Below are 18631 nucleotides of genomic sequence, written 5' to 3' on the forward strand. Positions count from 1 at the left end.
CGAGCTGGTCAGACGCTAGACGCGCCGACTTCCACACCGTGCTCGGCGGCGAGGCGGCGCAGGTCGTCGAGCTCGCCCTGCTCCACCTCGACGAGGAAGTCGTCGCCCTCGTCGCGAGCCCGCGTCAGGTCGGACTCGGTCGCCTTTATGCGCTGCAGAAGTCCTGCGGTGAATGCGTCCATGCTGCGCCCCCTCGTCCTGGGTCGTGGGTCGGTGGCACGGGGGTGTGCCGTTCGGAAGGGGCGATCACGTCTCCAGTAGATGCCCAGCGCTGCCCATGCCGGGCGGCGACGGTGCCGGACACCCACACCCACTCTGCGGAAAGCGGATTGCGCTGTACCGCATGGTGGTGCAGTACATGCAGAGCGTGATCGCGGGGTGTACAAGCCGTCCTCCCCCCGCTCTCTTCCACGGAAACCTCAACCGGAAGAGGAAATCTCGCATTCCCGGGCTTCACACCCGCCCTTCATGCACCGCCCACTCGTCTTACCGCCGACTTATGGCGGAAAAGGGCAGGATGGAGGCCAGGAAACCCCATTCACAGGACCCTGCCCGCGCGCTGGACGAGCGCTACGCGGGTGGACACAGGAAGGACAAGCGACGTGCGCGTACTCGTCGTCGAGGACGAGCAACTGCTCGCCGATGCGGTGGCCACCGGACTGCGCCGGGAGGCCATGGCCGTCGACGTCGTGTACGACGGTGCGGCCGCCCTGGAACGCATCGGCGTCAACGACTACGACGTGGTCGTCCTCGACCGCGACCTCCCGCTGGTGCACGGCGACGACGTCTGCCGCAAGATCGTCGAACTCGGCATGCCCACACGCGTGCTGATGCTCACGGCCTCCGGCGACGTCAGCGACCGTGTCGAGGGGCTCGAGATCGGCGCCGACGACTATCTGCCCAAGCCCTTCGCCTTCAGCGAGCTGACGGCACGCGTGCGTGCCCTCGGCCGTCGCACGAGCGTGCCGCTGCCGCCCGTCCTGGAGCGCGCAGGCATCAAGCTCGACCCGAACCGCCGCGAGGTCTTCCGTGACGGCAAGGAGGTGCAGCTCGCCCCCAAGGAGTTCGCCGTCCTGGAAGTGCTGATGCGCAGCGAGGGCGCGGTCGTCTCGGCCGAGCAGCTCCTGGAGAAGGCCTGGGACGAGAACACCGACCCGTTCACCAACGTCGTGCGGGTCACCGTGATGACACTGCGCCGCAAGCTGGGCGAGCCGCCGGTCATCGTCACCGTGCCCGGCTCCGGCTACCGGATCTGATCGGCCATGGCAGCGACTCCCGCGCCTCCCCAGGCGCCCCCCAAGCCCACCTGGGCCCCCCGGAGGGTGGAGCCCCCCTTCCCGTGGCTGCGCCCCACCATCCGGATAAGGCTCACGCTGCTGTACGGCGGCATGTTCCTGATCGCCGGCATCCTGCTGCTGTCGATCATCTATCTGCTGGCCGCGCAGGCCATCAGTACGGGCAACCAGCCGCCGTTCAAGATCGTGGGCGCCACTGACGAGATCAAGGTCGCCAGCGCCGACTGTCCCGCGGTCAACAACGCCACGGGCCTGACGCTGACCCAGTTCAACTCCGCGATCAGCGCCTGCATCGACCACCAGCGCCAGGTCGCCCTGGACGATCTCCTCAGCCGCTCGCTGCTGGCCCTGCTCGGCCTCGCCGTCATCGCCTTCGCCTTCGGGTACGCCATGGCCGGCCGTGTCCTGTCGCCGCTCGGCCGGATCACCCGTACCGCGCGCGCCGTGGCCGGCTCGGACCTGTCCCGTCGTATCGAGCTGGACGGACCGGACGACGAGCTGAAGGAGCTGGCCGACACCTTCGACGAGATGCTGGAGCGGCTGCAGCGGGCCTTCACCGCCCAGCAGCGCTTCGTCGGCAACGCCTCGCACGAACTGCGCACCCCGCTCGCGATCAACCGCACGCTCCTCGAAGTGCATCTGTCCGATCCGAACGCGCCGGTGGAGCTCCAGCAGCTCGGCAAGACGCTGCTGGCCACCAACGAGCGCAGCGAGCAGCTCGTGGAGGGCCTGCTGCTGCTCGCCCGCAGCGACAACCAGATCGTGGAGCGCAAACCGGTGGACCTCGCGGAGGTGGCCGAGCAGGCCGTCGACCAGGTGCACGCGGAAGCGGAGTCCAAGGGCGTGGTGATCCGCGGCGAACAGAAGCCCGCGGTCGTCCAGGGCAACGGTGTGCTGCTGGAGCGCATCGCGCTGAACCTGGTGCAGAACGCCGTCCGGTACAACGTCCCGGAGGGCGGCTGGGTCGAGGTCACCACCGAGGTCCAGCACGGACATGCGGTCCTGGTCGTCACGAACACCGGGCCGGTGGTGCCGGCCTACGAGATCGACAACCTCTTCGAGCCGTTCAGGCGCCTGCGCACCGAGCGCACGGGCAGTGACAAGGGTGTGGGCCTCGGGCTGTCCATCGTGCGGTCCGTGGCGCGGGCGCACGGCGGGCACATCGCGGCGCAGCCGCGAGAGGGAGGAGGACTCGTGATGCGAGTCACCCTGCCGATCTGAGACCATGTGCGCCGACACTTTGCCGCTACGCGGGGATGTTCGCTTTGCGCGGAATTTTCTGGGCACTCGTCGAGCAGTCTCGTGTGTGATCGATCACAAGGGCGAATTTCCGGCCATCTACTCTCCGTGATCATGTGGCCAGTCGGAAAGCCGGGAAAATCCGGGTTTTCAGGGGTCTTGATCACGGGAAGTACACGGTGAGACGCCTTTGAACTGCGGCATTAGGACCGTGTACGGTCCCGTTCGCCATCCAAGCCGATCACTCTTGAGGAGTCCGGTTGGGTGTCGATTGAGTAACAGACCTTGATGTGAGGCAAAATCTCCGCCTCGGGTCGGGCACAAGTCCGGCCTCTCACGCGTTACGTGCGCTGGAGACACCGCAGACACCCAGAGGGGGAGAGCGACATGGCAACGGATTACGACACCCCACGCAAGACCGACGACGACGTCGACTCGGACAGCCTTGAAGAGCTGAAGGCCAGGCGGAACGACAAGTCGACGTCCGCTGTGGACGTCGACGAGTTCGAGGCCGCGGAGGGCCTGGAGCTGCCCGGCGCCGACCTCTCCAATGAGGAGCTGGCGGTTCGGGTCCTGCCCAAGCAGCAGGACGAGTTCACCTGCATGAGCTGCTTCCTGGTGCACCACCGCAGCCAGCTGGCCCGGGAGAAGAACGGCCAGCCGATCTGCCGCGACTGCGACTGAGGTCGGGTCGGGCATGACTGGCTCGACCCCTCCTCGGAAGCGCCGCTTCCTGTCGCGGGGAGCGGACCCAGGGCCGTCCGACGGCCCGCGTGACGACGAGCGGGGCTCACCCGGTGCGGGAGCCTCGCTCGAACCGGCGCCCGGCCGGGCCGACGTTGCGGCGCAGTCGGCGGTTCGCGCGCCTGTGGCCGGACGCAGGGTCGCGGTCATCCGGGAGAGGGCCCGGGAAGGCGTCCGTAAGGGCGGCAGCCGCGCGAAAGCGGGGCTCGGGTACCTCGCCGACCGGATCATCGAGAACGCCCCGCGGATCCCCGTACGGGACCTCGCGACGCTTCGCCGGCAGTTCCCGGGCCTCGGACCCGAGCAACTCGCGGACAAGCTCGTGGCCGGCGCGGCGAACGCGAGCTCGACGGTCGGCGCGGGAGTCGGCGCGGCGGCGATGCTGCCGGTGCCGCCCGCGATGCCCACGGAGCTGGCCGCTGAGATCACCGGTGTGGCGGCGATCGAGCTGAAGCTGATCGCCGAACTGCACGAGGTGTACGGCGTACGCCCGCCCGGCAATCTCAAGGCCCGCAGCACCGCGTACCTGACCTCGTGGTCCGAGGAGCGCGGCATCGACCCGATGAAGCCGGCGACGGTCAACGCCGCGCTCGGCGTGCAGATGAAGCGGGAGCTGCGTCAGCAGATCATGAAGCGGATGGTCCGCAACCTGCCGAACCTGATGCCCTTCCTGGTGGGCGCCGCCGTGGGTGCGGTCATGAACCGCCGGGACACCAAGAAGCTCGCCGCGCGGATCCGCGCGGACCTGCGCAAGGTCCAGGTGGCGTGGGAGGAACTGCCGCAACTGCCCCCGCTGGAGCGCCCCGAACGGCCGCTGGACATGGGGGAGATCATGCGGCCGCGCAGGCGCCGGAAACTCGGGGGCGGCTGAGCCCGCGGCCGAGTCCCGCGAAGTTTTTGCTCCGGTCACACCAAGTCTTGACCGGAGCGGTGACGGCCCGTTCGGGTGTGCTAGGCCGAGGCCTTGGCCGCCTTGATCGCCTCTGCCAGGCGCTCCGGCTCGCGGGTCGACAGATACAGGTACGGGGTCGGGTCCTCGGGGTCCGTGACCTCCACCCGCAGGGCCCTGGGGATGTACGCGCGCAGCAGCAGGAAGGCCCGGGTGTCGGCCTTGTACGTCCGCCAGGCGCGGGCCTCCTCCGGGTCCAGGACATGCGCCTCACCCAGCGCCCGCAGCGGGATCTTCGCCTCGCCCGCGATCAGCGAGTCGCCCACCACACGGATGCGGACCGAGCCGTACGAACTGGCCATGACGGCCGCCGCGGCGGTGCCGCCGACCAGGCCCACGAGCAGGGGCAGCGTGCCGAACGGCAGGAGGATCAGGGCCAGGGAGAGCCCGACCAGGAAAGAGACCAGCCACCACGAGCGCGGGGCCGTGAGGCGTTCTTCGTAGGGGGCGGCGGAGAGCTGCATGGAGCCAAGCTTGGCACGGTGTCCGGTTACGTCCGGAGTCAGGGGGCCCGGCGCGAAGCGCCGTCAGGCAGGGCGGCGGTGGGAGACGGGCGGGCGGGTAAGGTCTGCGGCTGTGAGAGGTACTTCCGCAGCTCTTAAGCCGCCGGCCGACGCCGTGAAACCCGTGCGGCACCCGGATGCTCCCGCGCCCGGTGAGCTTCTCGGCGCGCACTACGGCGAGTGTTTCGGCTGTGGCGGCGAGCAGCCCCACGGGCTGCATCTGGAGTCGCGGGCGGGGGACGGCGTCAGCATCATCGCCGAGTTCACCGTGCAGCCCGCCCACCAGGGAGCGCCCGGGCTCGCGCACGGCGGTGTGCTCGCGACCGCCCTTGACGAGACTCTCGGCTCGCTCAACTGGCTGCTGCGGACCATCGCCGTGACCGGGCGGCTGGAGACCGATTTCGTCCGGCCGGTTCCGGTGGGCACGGTGCTGTATCTGGAGGCCGAGGTGACGGCGGTGGCGGGGCGCAAGATCTACTCCTGCGCCACCGGACGGATCGGCGGCCCCGACGGGCCCGTGGCCGTGCGCGCCGATGCCCTCTTCATCGAGGTGAAGGTCGATCACTTCATCGACAACGGCCGCCCGGAGGAGATCCGGGCCGCCATGGACGACCCGGACCAGGTCCGGCGTGCCCGTGCCTTCGAGGTGAACCCGTGAGCCGTGCCCCCCTGAACGTGGCGATCCGGCGCGTCGACCCCGACGTACCGCTTCCGACGTACGCGCATCCCGGTGACGCCGGAGCCGATCTGCGCACCACCGAGAGCCGCGAACTCAAGCCGGGTGAGCGGGCCGTACTGCCCACCGGGGTGTCGATCGCCCTCCCGGAGGGGTACGCGGCCTTCGTGCACCCGCGCTCGGGTCTCGCCGCCCGCCTCGGTGTCGCTCTCGTGAATGCCCCGGGGACGGTTGATGCCGGGTACCGTGGGGAGATCAAGGTGATCGTGGTGAATCTCGACCCGCATGAGACCGTGCGGTTCGAGCGCTTCGACCGGATCGCCCAACTGGTCGTCCAGCAGGTCGAGAGGGTCCGCTTCCAGGAGGTCGCGGAGCTTCCCGATTCGGCACGGGCCGAAGGGGGCTTCGGGTCCACCGGGGGCCATGCCGCGGTGGGCGGCACAAGCAGCACAAGCGGTCAGGCCGCCGACGGCGGCCGGGCGGGTGGGAATCGATACGCTTCGGTCGTATCCGACCGGGAAGGACAGTGACGTGTTCGGACGTCGCAAGAAGAAGGGTGCCGCCGAGGACGCGGCCGGCGAGCCCGAGCAGGTCGTCGACATCGACACTGAGGCGGACGACGACGGCACGCGCGAGCGCGTTCGGCTCGAGCCGGAACCGCGGCCCGACGGGCCCTGGGACAGCACCGAGGTCCGTGAGCCCGGCGAGGGCCGGGTGGACCTGGGCGGCCTGCTCGTGCCGGGCGTCGACGGCATGGAACTGCGCGTGGAGGTGGCGGGCGACGCGATCGTCGCGGCGACCGTCGTGCTGCGCGACAGCGCCATCCAGCTGCAGGCCTTCGCGGCACCCAAGCGCGAGGGCATCTGGGGCGAGGTACGCGAGGAGATCGGCTCCGGCATCACCCAGCAGGGTGGCATCATCGACGAGGTCGAGGGGCCGCTGGGCTGGGAGCTGCGGGCCCAGGTGCCGGTACAGCTGCCGGACGGCACGGGTGGTTTCCAGGTCGTGCGGTTCGTCGGTGTGGACGGTCCCCGCTGGTTCCTGCGCGGTGTGATCTCGGGCCAGGGCGCGGTGCAGCCGCAGGCGGCCGGTCTGCTCGAGCAGATCTTCCGGGACACGGTCGTGGTCCGCGGCGAGGGTCCGATGGCCCCCCGTGACCCGATCGTCCTGCAGTTGCCGAACGACGCCCAGATGGTTCCCGAGGGTGTCCAGCAGGAGGAGGCGGGTTCGCGCTTCTCCGGCGGCATGGGCCAGCTCCAGCGCGGTCCGGAGATCACCGAGGTGCGCTGAGCTTCGTAGAGACAACCAGGGCCGTACCCCTCAGGGTGCGGCCCTTTCTCGTGCGTGAACCCTTGACGGTGCATTGGTCTGTACCTACCGTCTCCGGCCAACGCGTCTGTTCATAAAGGCGCTTCGCGTTCACATACGAGAACGGAAGGCCCCCCACGTATGCGCAGAACCGCACTCTTCGCGGCCGCGGCCGCCCTCGTCGCCGGTGTCCTCGCCTGGCCCGCCGGCGCCGCTCCCACCACCTTCGTCCACCCCGGAGTCACCGTCTCCAAGGGTCAGTTGGACTTCGCCCGCTCCCAGGTCAACGCCGGCGCCCAGCCCTGGAAGGGCGCCTTCGACCGGATGATGGCGGGCAAGTACGCCGATCTGAACCGCACCCCCAAGCCCCGCGCGGTCGTCGAGTGCGGCTCGTACTCGAACCCCAATTACGGCTGCACCGACGAGCGCGAGGACGCGATAGCCGCCTACACGCAGGCCCTGGCCTGGTATGTCACCCGCGACGAGCGGCACGCGAAGAAGGCCATCGAGCTGATGGACGCCTGGTCCGCTGTGATCAGGGACCACACCAACAGCAACGCGCCCCTGCAGACGGGCTGGGCCGGCTCCTCCTGGCCCAAGGCAGCCGAGATCATCAAGTACACGTACACCGGGAGCTGGCCGAACTCCGGCCGGTTCGCCACCATGCTCCGCACCGTCTATCTCCCCGAGATCATCAACGGCTCGAACTCCAACGGCAACTGGGAGCTGTCGATGATGGAGGCCGCCGTCGGCATCTCGGTCGTCCTGGAGGACAAGGCGTCGTACGACAAGGCCATGGCGAAGTTCCGCACCCGCACCGCCGCCTACGTCTACCTGTCCTCCGACGGTGACCTGCCGAAGACCGTGCCGAGCCAGAACCTCGACACCCGCGACAAGATCGTCAACTACTGGCAGGGGCAGTCCACCTTCGTCACCGGCCTCACCCAGGAGACCTGCCGCGACCTCACCCACACCGGATACGGCGTCTCCGCGATCTCGCACGTGGCGGAGACCAGCCGGATCCAGGGGCAGGACCTGTACGGCACCGACGTCGGCGAGCGGCTGCGGCACGCGCTCGGGTTCCAGGCCAAGTACGAACTCGGAACGGCCGTGCCCAGCTGGCTGTGCCGGGGCTCGCTGAAGCTCGGGTTCGGTCCGGTCACCGAGGTCGGGCACAACGCGCTGGCCAATCGGCTCGGCCATGGCATGACCAACACCGAGACGCTCACCGAGCGCAACCGCCCGTCCGGCAGCAACAACCTCTTCGTCGCCTGGGAGACCCTCACTCACGGCGACAACCCCGGCTGAGTCGGGGCACGGCGGCGGTGGGAGCGTCAGAGTTCCGTCAAAGACGGTCCCGCCGCCGTACCCGGTCCTCTTTGTCGCGATTATTGGCCGTAAGGTCGACGCTGCGTAGGCAGTAGGGGCCGGAACACAATGGGGACCATGGGACGCGGCAAGCTTCGGATCTACCTCGGTGCGGCACCGGGCGTCGGCAAGACGTACGCGATGCTGTCCGAGGCGCACCGCCGTGCCGAGCGCGGCACCGACTGCGTGGTCGCCTTCGTGGAGCACCACGACCGGCGACGCACCGAGGTGATGCTCCACGGGCTGGAGCAGGTGCGGCGGCGGGAACTGGAGTACCGGGGCACCTCCTTCACCGAGATGGACGTCGACGCCGTCCTGGCGCGGCGCCCACAGGTGGCGCTCGTCGACGAGCTCGCCCACACCAACATCCCCGGCTCGCGCAACGCCAAGCGCTGGCAGGACGTGGAGGAGCTGCTGGCGGCCGGGATCGACGTGATCTCGACCGTCAACATCCAGCACCTGGAGTCGCTGGGCGACGTCGTCGAGTCGATCACCGGGGTACGCCAGCAGGAGACCGTGCCGGACGAGGTGGTGCGCCGGGCCGACCAGGTCGAGCTTGTCGACATGTCGCCCCAGGCGCTGCGGCGTCGTATGGCGCACGGCAACATCTACAAGCCGGACAAGGTCGACGCGGCCCTGTCGAACTACTTCCGTCCGGGCAACCTGACCGCGCTGCGCGAGCTGGCGCTGCTGTGGGTGGCCGACCGGGTCGACGAGTACCTGAACGCGTACCGCAGCGAGCACGAGGTCTCGACGATCTGGGGTTCCCGGGAGCGGATCGTGGTCGGCCTGACCGGCGGCCCGGAGGGCCGGACCCTGATCCGGCGGGCCGCCCGTCTCGCCGAGAAGGGCGCCGGCGGTGAGGTGCTCGCCGTCTACATCGCCAGCAGCGACGGCCTCACCTCCGCCTCACCCAAGGAACTGGCCGTCCAGCGCACCCTCGTCGAGGACCTGGGCGGCACCTTCCACCACGTCGTCGGCGACGACATCCCCGCGGCTCTGCTGGACTTCGCACGCGGTGCCAACGCCACCCAGATAGTGCTCGGCTCCTCACGCCGCAGAAGCTGGCAGTACGTCCTCGGACCGGGTGTGGGCGTCACCGTGGCCCGGGAGTCGGGCCCCGACCTCGACGTGCACATCGTCACGCACGAGGAGGCCGCCAAGGGGCGCGGACTGCCCGTGGCCCGGGGAGCGCGCCTGGGCCGGTCGCGGATTCTGTGGGGCGGGCTCGTCGGCGTCGGCGGTCCCGTGCTGCTCACCCTGCTGCTGACCCACGTCGACGCCGACCTCGGGCTCGCGAACGACATGCTGCTGTTCCTGACCCTGACGGTGGCGGCGGCCCTGCTCGGGGGGCTCTATCCGGCACTGGCCTCGGCGGCGGTCGGGTCACTGCTGCTGAACTGGTACTTCACCGCACCGGTGCACCACATCACGATCGCCGACCCGAAGAACCTCCTCGCCCTCGTGATCTTCGTGTTCGTGGCCGTGGCGGTCGCCTCGGTGGTCGACGTCGCCGCCCGCCGCACCCAGCAGGCGGCCCGGCTGCGCGCCGAGTCGGAGATCCTCTCCTTCCTCGCGGGCAACGTGCTGCGCGGCGAGACCAGCCTGGAGGCGCTGCTGGAACGCGTCCGGGAGACCTTCGGCATGGAGTCGGCGGCGCTGCTGGAGCGGGCGAGCGATGTCGAGCCGTGGACCTGCGCGGGCAGCGTCGGTACGGGGCGCTCACTGGCGCGGCCCGAGGACGCGGACGTGGACGTGCCGGTCGGCGACCACATGGCGCTGGCGCTGACCGGCCGGGTGCTGCCCGCCGAGGACCGCCGGGTGCTCGCCGCCTTCGCCGCGCAGTCCGCCGTCGTCCTGGACCGCCAACGCCTCCGGCACGAGGCCGACCAGGCCAAGGAGCTGGCCGAGGGCAACCGCATCCGCACCGCCCTGCTCGCCGCTGTCAGCCACGACCTGCGCACCCCCCTCGCCGGCATCAAGGCGTCCGTCTCCTCGCTGCGGTCCGACGACGTGGCCTGGTCCGAGGAGGACGAGGCCGAGCTGCTGGAGGGCATCGAGGAGGGCGCCGACCGGCTCGACCACCTTGTGGGGAACCTCCTCGACATGTCCCGGCTGCAGACCGGCACGGTCACACCGCTCATCCGCGACATCGACCTCGACGAGGTGGTGCCGATGGCGCTGGGCGGGGTGCCGGAGGACAGCGTGGAGCTGGACATTCCGGAGACGCTGCCCATGGTCGCCGTGGACCCGGGGCTGCTGGAGCGGTCGGTGGCCAACCTGGTCGAGAACGCCGTCAAGTACAGCCCGGACGGCAGCCCCGTCCTCGTCGCCGCGAGCGCCATCGCCGACCGGGTCGAGGTCCGGGTGGTCGACCGCGGGCCGGGCGTCCCCGACGAGGCCAAGGAACGTATCTTCGCGCCCTTCCAGCGCTACGGTGACGCCCCGCGCGGCGCCGGAGTGGGCCTCGGCCTCGCGGTAGCGCGCGGCTTCGCCGAGGCCAACGGCGGCACCCTCAACGCCGAGGACACACCCGGCGGCGGCCTCACCATGGTGCTCACCCTCCGCGCGGCTTCGCGGGGCGGAGAACCTCCCGGCCCGGGCGAGTCCGCGCACGCCGGGCAGCTGCCGCACTCCGACCGGCTGCTGCACGCCGACGGGACGCTCCGCTCCGACGGGCGGCCGGTCCGCTCCGAGGAGCCTCTTCACTTCGTACGACCGGAAAGGCAGGCCACATGCTGAGCCCTACTGGGGGGACCCCCCAGACCTCCACAAGGGTTCTGGTGATCGACGACGAGCCGCAGATCGTGCGCGCCCTCGTGATCAACCTCAAGGCACGCAAGTACGAGGTCGACGCGGCCCATGACGGGGCCACCGCCCTGGAACTCGCCGCCACCCGCCACCCCGACGTGGTCGTCCTCGACCTCGGACTGCCCGACATGGACGGCGTCGAGGTGATCCGGGGGCTGCGCGGCTGGACCCGGGTGCCGATCCTGGTGCTGTCCGCCCGGCACTCCTCCGACGAGAAGGTCGAGGCGCTCGACGCGGGCGCCGACGACTACGTCACCAAGCCGTTCGGCATGGACGAGCTGCTGGCCCGGTTGCGGGCCGCCGTACGCCGGGCCGAGCCCGCCGGGGGCGGCGAGGACGACGTGATGGTGGAGACCGAGGAGTTCACCGTCGACCTGGCCGCGAAGAAGGTCAACCGGGGCGGGAAGGACGTACGGCTGACACCTACCGAATGGCATCTGCTGGAAGTGCTCGTCCGCAATACGGGGCGTCTTGTCAGCCAGCGGCAGTTGCTGCAGGAGGTGTGGGGGCCGTCGTACGGGACGGAGACGAACTACCTGCGGGTCTACATGGCTCAGCTGCGCAGGAAGCTGGAGGCCGACCCGTCGCACCCCAAGCACTTCGTCACGGAGCCGGGGATGGGCTATCGGTTCGAGAAGTGATGCCCGGTAGGCTTCAAGTCATGAGTGCTGTTCCTCGTTCCGAAAAGTCGGTGGGCCGGTTCCGGCGCATGCTCGACCGGCTCTCCTCGTCGCAGGAGGACCTGGAGTCCGAGGAGCTGCGTGAGGACGCAGAGACGGCCGGCTGTATCAAGATCGGTGACTGCCGTGACCGACAGATAGTGACGGTTACTGGTACCTTGCGCACGGTCACCCTGCGGCCGCGTGCGGGAGTCCCGGCCCTGGAGGCCGAGCTGTTCGACGGCTCCGCCGCCCTGGACGTGGTGTGGCTCGGCAGACGCTCCATCGTCGGCATAGAGCCGGGGCGCCGGCTGATCGCATCGGGCCGGATCTCCATGAGCCGGGGCCGCCGGGTGCTGTTCAACCCGAAATACGAACTGAGACCCCTCGGACGGGAGTAGCCGGTGACGTCGCTCGACAAGCCGACCGAAGACACCACCGCAGACGCCGAGCACGACGCCCGGGCGGTGACCGAGGCCGCGCTGTTCGAGGCCTTCGGCGGCATGCGCGGCATGATCGAGACAGTGCTGCCCGGTCTGCTCTTCGTCACCATCTACACGATCAACAAGGACCTGCACCTCTCGGCGATCGCCGCGCTCGCGGTGTCCCTTGTCCTCGTGGTCGTGCGCCTGGTGATGCGGGACACCATCAAGCACGCGTTCAGCGGTGTCTTCGGTGTCGCCTTCGGTGTCGTGTTCGCGATGATGACGGGCAACGCGAAGGACTTCTACCTGCCCGGCATGCTCTACACGCTGGGGCTGGGGCTCGCGTACATCATCACGACGCTGTGCGGGGTGCCGCTGATCGGCCTGATCCTCGGGCCGGTGTTCAAGGAGAACCTCTCCTGGCGCAAGCGCAATCCCGGCCGCAAGAAGGCGTACGCGAAGGCCAGTTACGCGTGGGGCCTGATCCTGCTGGCCAAGTGCGCGATCCTCTTCCCGCTGTACTGGTGGGCCGACACCACCCAGTTCGGCTGGGTGCTGGTCGCCCTGAAGATCCCGCCGTTCCTGCTGGCCGTGTGGCTGACGTGGGTGTTCCTGGCGAAGGCGCCGGCGCCGATCGACGTGTTCGCGGAGATGGAGGCGGCGGAGAAGGCCGAGGAGGACCGCAAGGCGGCGCTCGCCGCGGAGCGCGAAGAGGCCGCGGGCGGGCAGCACCGCCGAGAGCCCTAGATCTCCGTACGACGGTCTCTGTACGACCATCTCTCCAACAGCGACCAAGGGCGCCCCGCACACGCGGGGCGCCCTTGGTCGTCGTAGGCCTCGAAGGGCTCAGCTGCCCTCGCGTCGCACCGACAGCAGGTCCTCCAGCTGCTCCTCGCGGGCCTGGGCGGCGACGAAGAGCAGCTCGTCGCCCGCTTCCAGGGAGTCCTCGCGGGACGGGGTGAGGACGCGGGTGCCGCGGATGATCGTCACCAGGGACGTGTCCTCCGGCCACTCCACGTCGCCGACCTGGGTGCCGGCCAGGGCCGACTCCTCCGGCAGGGTCAGCTCGACGAGGTTGGCGTCGCCGTGGCTGAAGCGCAGCAGGCGGACCAGGTCGCCGACGCTCACCGCCTCCTCGACCAGGGCCGACATCAGGCGCGGGGTGGAGACCGCCACGTCCACGCCCCAGGACTCGTTGAACAGCCACTCGTTCTTGGGGTTGTTCACCCGGGCCACGACGCGCGGGACGCCGTACTCCGTCTTCGCCAGCAGCGAGACGACCAGGTTGACCTTGTCGTCGCCCGTCGCGGCGATCACCACGTTGCAGCGCTGCAGGGCCGCCTCGTCCAGCGACGTGATCTCGCAGGCGTCGGCCAGCAGCCATTCCGCCTGCGGGACGCGTTCGACCGAGATGGCGGTCGGCGCCTTGTCGACGAGCAGGACCTCGTGGCCGTTCTCCAGCAGTTCGCCCGCGATGGAGCGACCCACCGCGCCGGCACCGGCAATGGCGACCCTCATCAGTGACCGCCCTCCTCTTCGGGACCCTTGGCGAAGGACGCCTCGACCTTGTCGACCTCGTCGGTGCGCATCATCACGTGCACCAGGTCGCCCTCCTGCAGCACCGTCTGCGACGTGGGCAGGATCGCCTCGCCGAGCCGGGTGAGGAACGCGACGCGCACGCCGGTCTCCTCCTGCAGCTTGCTGATCTTGTGGCCCACCCACTCCGTGGAGGCGTGCACCTCGGCGAGTTGGACGCCGCCGGTGGGGTCCCGCCACAGCGGCTCGGCGCCCGAGGGCAGCAGACGGCGCAGCATCTGGTCGGCCGTCCAGCGGACCGTGGCCACGGTGGGGATGCCCAGGCGCTGGTAGACCTCGGCGCGGCGGGGGTCGTAGATACGGGCCGCGACGTTCTCCACGCCGAACATCTCGCGGGCCACGCGCGCGGAGATGATGTTCGAGTTGTCACCGCTGGAGACCGCGGCGAAGGCGCCGGCCTCCTCGATGCCCGCCTCGCGCAGGGTGTCCTGGTCGAAGCCGACGCCGGTGACCCGGCGGCCTCCGAATCCGGGGCCCAGGCGGCGGAAGGCGGTGGGGTCCTGGTCGATCACCGCGACCGTGTGCCCTTGTTGCTCCAGGGTCTGCGCCAGAGCGGAGCCCACCCTTCCGCAACCCATGATGACGATGTGCACGGCGTTTACCCCGCACTCCTCGTGAGGCGTCTGACTTGCGTGAACGTGGTGCTCATATCCTTCTCTCGGTTCGCCGGGCAACAGGCGCGGACCGGTCGCGGACCGCTGGGCAACATCATGCCGGGGAATGCCGCGGATGATCCCTCGCGGTTCGGATCGTGGGCTCGCGTGTGCCTCGGTCCACCGTAACGTTCGGCTCGCCGTGTCCCGTACGAGCCCTCAACGGCGGTTGAAGCTGCGCACGCTGGCCAGCACCAGGGCGCCGAGTCCGGCGAGCGAGACGAGGGCTCCGACGAGCTGAGCGGTCGTCTGCGACATGAGGTCTCCTGGATGTGATGAGCGTACCGACGCAGGTCATGGAGGCACGCGCGCGCCGCCCGGACCGGCGCTCGGCGCGTGCGCGGCACGGAATTCACCCCCGCGCCGCGCGCGATTTCACCCGGATGTGCTCCGCCCCAGGCTGGGGGCCTACGATTCTCTGTTGTGTCCAAACTGACCGACGTGCCCAAACGGATTCTGATCGGGCGCGCGCTGCGCAGTGATCGGCTGGCGGAAACGCTCCTGCCGAAGCGCATCGCACTGCCCGTCTTCGCCTCCGACCCGCTGTCCTCCGTGGCATACGCGCCCGGAGAAGTACTGCTGGTCCTCTCCATCGCGGGCGTGTCGGCCTACCACTTCAGCCCCTGGATCGCGGTCGCGGTGGTCGTGCTGATGTTCACGGTGGTCGCCTCCTACCGGCAGAACGTGCACGCCTACCCCAGCGGTGGCGGCGACTACGAGGTGGCCACCACCAACCTCGGCCCCAAGGCCGGCCTGACGGTCGCGAGCGCCCTGCTCGTCGACTACGTCCTGACCGTCGCCGTCTCCATCTCCTCCGGCATCGAGAACCTGGGCTCGGCGGTCCCGTTCGTCGTCGAGCACAAGGTCGAGTGCGCGGTCGGCGTGATCGTGCTGCTGACGCTGATGAACCTGCGCGGCGTCAAGGAGTCCGGCAGCCTCTTCGCGATCCCGACGTACGTGTTCGTCGCGGGCGTCTTCATCATGATCGCGTGGGGCGCGTTCCGCGGGCTGGTCCTGGACGACACCATGCGGGCGCCCACGGCGTCGTACGAGATAAAGCCGGAGCACGAGGGTCTCGCGGGCTTCGCGCTCGTCTTCCTCCTCCTGCGCGCCTTCTCCTCCGGCTGTGCCGCGCTGACCGGTGTCGAGGCGATCTCCAACGGTGTCCCGGCCTTCCGCAAGCCCAAGTCGAAGAACGCCGCGACGACGCTCGCGATGATGGGCCTGCTGGCCGTCACCATGTTCTGCGGCATCATCGGGCTCGCCATGGTGACCAAGGTCCGCATGGCCGAGAACCCGGCCGTCGACCTGCTCAAGGACGGTGTCGCGGTCGGCGCCGACTACGTCCAGAACCCGGTGATCACCCAGGTCGCCGAGGCCGTCTTCGGCAAAGGCAGCTTCTTCTTCATCGTGCTCGCCGCGGCCACCGCCCTGGTGCTGTTCCTGGCGGCCAACACCGCCTACAACGGCTTCCCGGTGCTCGGCTCGATCCTCGCCCAGGACCGCTACCTGCCGCGCCAGCTGCACACCCGCGGTGACCGGCTCGCCTTCTCCAACGGCATCGTGCTCCTGGCGGGCGCGGCCATCCTGCTGGTGTGGATCTACGGCGCCGACTCCACCCGGCTGATCCAGCTGTACATCGTCGGCGTGTTCGTGTCCTTCACGCTCAGCCAGATCGGCATGGTCCGCCACTGGAACCGCCTCCTGGCGACGGAGACCGACCAGGCCAAGCGCCGCCACATGATCCGCTCCCGCGCGATCAACACCTTCGGCGCCTTCTTCACCGGCCTGGTCCTGGTCGTCGTCCTCGTCACCAAGTTCACGCACGGCGCCTGGGTCGCCCTGCTCGGCATGGTGATCTTCTACGTGACGATGACGGCCATCCGCCGCCACTACGACCACGTCTCCGACGAACTCGCCGCCCCCGAGGGCCCGAGCGACGACAGCGTACGGCCGTCCCGTGTGCACTCGGTCGTCCTGGTCTCCAAGATCCACCGCCCCGCGCTGCGCGCCCTGGCCTACGCCAAGCTGCTGCGCTCGGACACCTTGGAGGCGCTCAGCGTCAACGTCGACCCGGCGGAGACCAAGGCGCTGCGCGAGGAGTGGGAGCGGCGCGGGATCGACGTACCGCTGAAGGTCCTCGACTCGCCCTACCGCGAGATCACGCGGCCGATCATCGAGTACGTGAAGAGCCTGCGCAAGGAGTCACCGCGCGACGCCGTGTCGGTGATCATCCCCGAGTACGTGGTCGGCCACTGGTACGAGCACCTGCTGCACAACCAGAGCGCGCTGCGCCTGAAGGGCCGGCTCCTCTTCACGCCGGGCATCATGGTGACCTCGGTGCCCTACCAGCTCCAGTCCTCGGAGGTGGCGAAGGCCCGGGCCCGTAAGCGGCAGGAGTGGAACGCTCCGGGTTCGGTGCGGCGCGGGCCCGCCCAGGAGCGGGCGAAGGAGCCGGACGGCCGGCGCTGACGGCGGGGCGGGGTGCGGGCGGGGAGCACGTAGACTGGTGGGCTGTTGTCAGGCCCTCCACAGCCCTTGGGGAGAGGGCCGCATCCCCTCTCGATCTGGAGTCACCCCGCCATGCAGGCAGAACCGAACAAATCGCAGGCGGGGTCGCTGGTGGGGGAGGAGTACGAGGTCGAGATCGGCCCCGTCGCCCACGGCGGGCACTGCATCGCCCGCACCGATGCCGGCCAGGTGCTGTTCGTCCGGCACACGCTGCCCGGTGAGCGGGTCGTCGCCCGGGTGACCGAGGGCGAGGAGGGTGACCGCTTCCTGCGCGCCGACGCGGTCGAGATCCTGTCCGCCTCCAAGGACCGCATCGAGGCGCCCTGCCCCTTCGCCGGCCCCGGCCGCTGCGGCGGCTGCGACTGGCAGCACGCCAAGCCGGGGGCGCAGCGCCGGATGAAGGGCGAGGTCATCGCCGAGCAGCTGCAGCGGCTCGCGGGGCTGACGCCGGAGGACGTCGGCTGGGACGGCACGGTGATGCCGGCCGAGGGCGACAAACTGCCGGCCGGGCAGGTGCCGCAGTGGCGGACGCGGGTGCAGTACGCCGTCGACGCCGACGGTCACGCCGGACTGCGCCGGCACCGCTCGCACGAGGTGGAGCCGGTCGACCACTGCATGATCGCCGCGGAGGGTGTCAGCGAGCTGGGCATCGAGAAGCGGGACTGGACGGGCATGGCGTCGGTGGAGGCGATCGCGGCGACCGGTTCGCAGGACCGCCAGGTGATCCTGACGCCTCGGCCGGGCGCGCGGCTGCCGATCGTGGAGCTGGACAAGCCGGTCTCCGTGATGCGGGTCGGCGAGAAGGACGGCGGCACCCACCGCGTCCACGGCCGCCCCTTCGTCCGCGAGCGCGCGGACGGCCGTACCCACCGGGTCGGCAGCGGCGGCTTCTGGCAGGTCCACCCGAAGGCGGCGGACACCCTGGTGACGGCCGTCATGCAGGGCCTGCTGCCACGCAAGGGCGAGATGGCCCTCGACCTCTACTGCGGCGTGGGCCTCTTCGCGGGCGCCCTGGCCGACCGCCTCGGCGACAAGGGCGCGGTCCTCGGCATCGAATCCGGCAAGCGTGCCGTGGAGGACGCCCGGCACAACCTCGCCGACTTCGACCGCGTGCGGATCGAGCAGGGCAAGGTGGAGGCCGTACTGCCGCGCACCGGGATCACCGAGGTGGATCTGATCGTGCTGGATCCGCCGCGGGCGGGGGCCGGGCGGGGGACGGTGGCGCAGCTTGCGTCGCTCGGGGCGCGGAGGATCGCGTATGTGGCTTGCGATCCGGCGGCGTTGGCCCGGGATTTGGGGTACTTCCGGGATGGGGGGTATCGGGTGCGGATGCTTCGGGCGTTTGATCTGTTTCCGATGACTCATCATGTGGAGTGCGTTGCGATCCTGGAACCGGCCGCGAAGGGCTCCTGAGCTGCGGATTTGCCGCTGCCCGTTATGTGGGGTGCGGCAGCCGATGCGCAGGATGACTCATTCGACCGCCGCCCCTCCCGACAGGCGCACCTCTTCGCTGTCGAGGGCGGCCTGCAGGCGGCGCAGTACGGTGTCGTCGATCTGGTGCTCGTCGCGGAGCCTGACGACGGTGGCGCGTTTGTTGGCTATGCGAGCGAGGCGCAGCGCGAGGTGGTCCTGGTGCTGAAGCACCGCGGGGTCGTCGTGGGCGCCCGCGCTGCGGGCCCGGACGGACGTCAGGTGCGCCTCGTACTTCTGCCGTCCAGTCCGAGGGATCGAAGTCCTCGCGCAGCCGGCCCGAGGCCTTGGCGCGGTCGATGAGGTGCACCATGCCCTCGTACGCCTCGTTGCGGCGCTCCTCCATGGCCTTGGCGGTGGGGAAGGGCGTGGTCAGGACGTCGGCGAAGCCATGGTCGGCGGCCTGCATCGCACCGGCGGTCTC

19 protein-coding genes are annotated in these 18631 nt (G+C 69.9%); 14 read left to right on the forward strand and 5 right to left on the reverse strand.

Annotation, left to right across the window (positions count from 1 at the left end; genetic code table 11):
- Nucleotides 1–8: 8 nt before the first annotated feature.
- Nucleotides 9–182, reverse strand: a complete 174-nt coding sequence (locus EJ357_RS48545) for a hypothetical protein (RefSeq protein WP_167348321.1) — start codon at nt 180–182, stop codon at nt 9–11.
- Between the two features lie 420 nt (nt 183–602).
- On the opposite strand from EJ357_RS48545, the gene EJ357_RS34465 reads away from it, so the two are divergent.
- From EJ357_RS34465 to EJ357_RS34480, 4 genes are all read left to right on the forward strand, one after another.
- Entirely contained in the window at nt 603–1256 is a 654-nt protein-coding gene (locus EJ357_RS34465) for a response regulator transcription factor (RefSeq protein WP_007385219.1), read from the forward strand.
- A 6-nt stretch (nt 1257–1262) separates the two neighbouring features.
- Entirely contained in the window at nt 1263–2516 is a 1254-nt protein-coding gene (locus tag EJ357_RS34470) for a sensor histidine kinase (RefSeq protein WP_126395601.1), read from the forward strand.
- A gap of 405 nt (nt 2517–2921) precedes the next feature.
- The gene (locus tag EJ357_RS34475) at nt 2922–3218 is read left to right on the forward strand and encodes a DUF4193 domain-containing protein (protein ID WP_005481602.1); all 297 of its coding nucleotides are present in this window, start codon (nt 2922–2924) and stop codon (nt 3216–3218) included.
- 13 nt (nt 3219–3231) lie between these two features.
- Entirely contained in the window at nt 3232–4149 is a 918-nt protein-coding gene (locus EJ357_RS34480) for a hypothetical protein (protein ID WP_126395602.1), read from the forward strand.
- 80 nt (nt 4150–4229) lie between these two features.
- Here the strand turns inward: EJ357_RS34480 and EJ357_RS34485 are convergent, their stop codons facing one another.
- On the reverse strand, nt 4230–4691 hold the full coding sequence (locus EJ357_RS34485; RefSeq protein ID WP_126395603.1) for a DUF3093 domain-containing protein: 462 nt from the start codon (nt 4689–4691) through the stop codon (nt 4230–4232).
- A gap of 112 nt (nt 4692–4803) precedes the next feature.
- On the opposite strand from EJ357_RS34485, the gene EJ357_RS34490 reads away from it, so the two are divergent.
- The 8 genes from EJ357_RS34490 to EJ357_RS34525 all read left to right on the forward strand — a co-directional run bounded on the left by EJ357_RS34490 (nt 4804) and on the right by EJ357_RS34525 (nt 12724).
- Entirely contained in the window at nt 4804–5388 is a 585-nt protein-coding gene (locus EJ357_RS34490; protein ID WP_126395604.1) for a PaaI family thioesterase, read from the forward strand.
- Nucleotides 5385–5936, forward strand: coding sequence for a dUTP diphosphatase (gene dut / locus EJ357_RS34495; RefSeq protein ID WP_126395605.1), 552 nt, complete (start codon nt 5385–5387; stop codon nt 5934–5936). Before EJ357_RS34490 ends, dut begins: the two co-directional genes overlap by 4 nt.
- Nucleotide 5937: 1 nt before the next feature.
- Nucleotides 5938–6696 (forward strand): DUF3710 domain-containing protein, encoded by a 759-nt coding sequence (locus EJ357_RS34500; protein WP_126395606.1) that lies wholly within the window; start codon nt 5938–5940, stop codon nt 6694–6696.
- A gap of 159 nt (nt 6697–6855) precedes the next feature.
- Nucleotides 6856–8022: an alginate lyase family protein gene (locus EJ357_RS34505; protein WP_126395607.1), complete on the forward strand. Its 1167-nt coding sequence runs from the start codon at nt 6856–6858 to the stop codon at nt 8020–8022.
- 138 nt (nt 8023–8160) lie between these two features.
- Nucleotides 8161–10824, forward strand: a complete 2664-nt coding sequence (locus EJ357_RS34510; protein WP_126395608.1) for a sensor histidine kinase — start codon at nt 8161–8163, stop codon at nt 10822–10824.
- The gene (locus EJ357_RS34515; protein WP_126395609.1) at nt 10818–11534 is read left to right on the forward strand and encodes a response regulator; all 717 of its coding nucleotides are present in this window, start codon (nt 10818–10820) and stop codon (nt 11532–11534) included. Before EJ357_RS34510 ends, EJ357_RS34515 begins: the two co-directional genes overlap by 7 nt.
- A 20-nt stretch (nt 11535–11554) precedes the next feature.
- The gene (locus EJ357_RS34520) at nt 11555–11953 is read left to right on the forward strand and encodes an OB-fold nucleic acid binding domain-containing protein (protein ID WP_037642785.1); all 399 of its coding nucleotides are present in this window, start codon (nt 11555–11557) and stop codon (nt 11951–11953) included.
- Nucleotides 11954–11956: 3 nt separating this feature from the next.
- Nucleotides 11957–12724 (forward strand): DUF3159 domain-containing protein, encoded by a 768-nt coding sequence (locus EJ357_RS34525; RefSeq protein WP_126395610.1) that lies wholly within the window; start codon nt 11957–11959, stop codon nt 12722–12724.
- 99 nt (nt 12725–12823) lie between these two features.
- On the opposite strand, the gene EJ357_RS34530 is transcribed toward EJ357_RS34525, so the two are convergent.
- Nucleotides 12824–13495 (reverse strand): potassium channel family protein, encoded by a 672-nt coding sequence (locus EJ357_RS34530; protein WP_126395611.1) that lies wholly within the window; start codon nt 13493–13495, stop codon nt 12824–12826.
- Entirely contained in the window at nt 13495–14166 is a 672-nt protein-coding gene (locus tag EJ357_RS34535) for a potassium channel family protein (RefSeq protein ID WP_126395612.1), read from the reverse strand. Before EJ357_RS34535 ends, EJ357_RS34530 begins: the two co-directional genes overlap by 1 nt.
- Before the next feature lie 483 nt (nt 14167–14649).
- Here EJ357_RS34535 and EJ357_RS34540 point away from each other — a divergent pair, with 483 nt between their 5' ends.
- On the forward strand, nt 14650–16698 hold the full coding sequence (locus EJ357_RS34540; RefSeq protein ID WP_126395613.1) for an APC family permease: 2049 nt from the start codon (nt 14650–14652) through the stop codon (nt 16696–16698).
- Nucleotides 16699–16809: 111 nt separating this feature from the next.
- Nucleotides 16810–18150 (forward strand): class I SAM-dependent RNA methyltransferase, encoded by a 1341-nt coding sequence (locus EJ357_RS34545; RefSeq protein ID WP_126395614.1) that lies wholly within the window; start codon nt 16810–16812, stop codon nt 18148–18150.
- 57 nt (nt 18151–18207) lie between these two features.
- Here the strand turns inward: EJ357_RS34545 and EJ357_RS34550 are convergent, their stop codons facing one another.
- Complete coding sequence (locus EJ357_RS34550; RefSeq protein ID WP_175647620.1) at nt 18208–18381, reverse strand: hypothetical protein; 174 nt, start codon at nt 18379–18381, stop codon at nt 18208–18210.
- Nucleotides 18382–18631 lie beyond the last annotated feature (250 nt).

The organism is Streptomyces cyaneochromogenes, assembly GCF_003963535.1.
In the GTDB taxonomy this organism is placed as follows: Bacteria; Actinomycetota; Actinomycetes; order Streptomycetales; family Streptomycetaceae; genus Streptomyces; species Streptomyces shaanxiensis.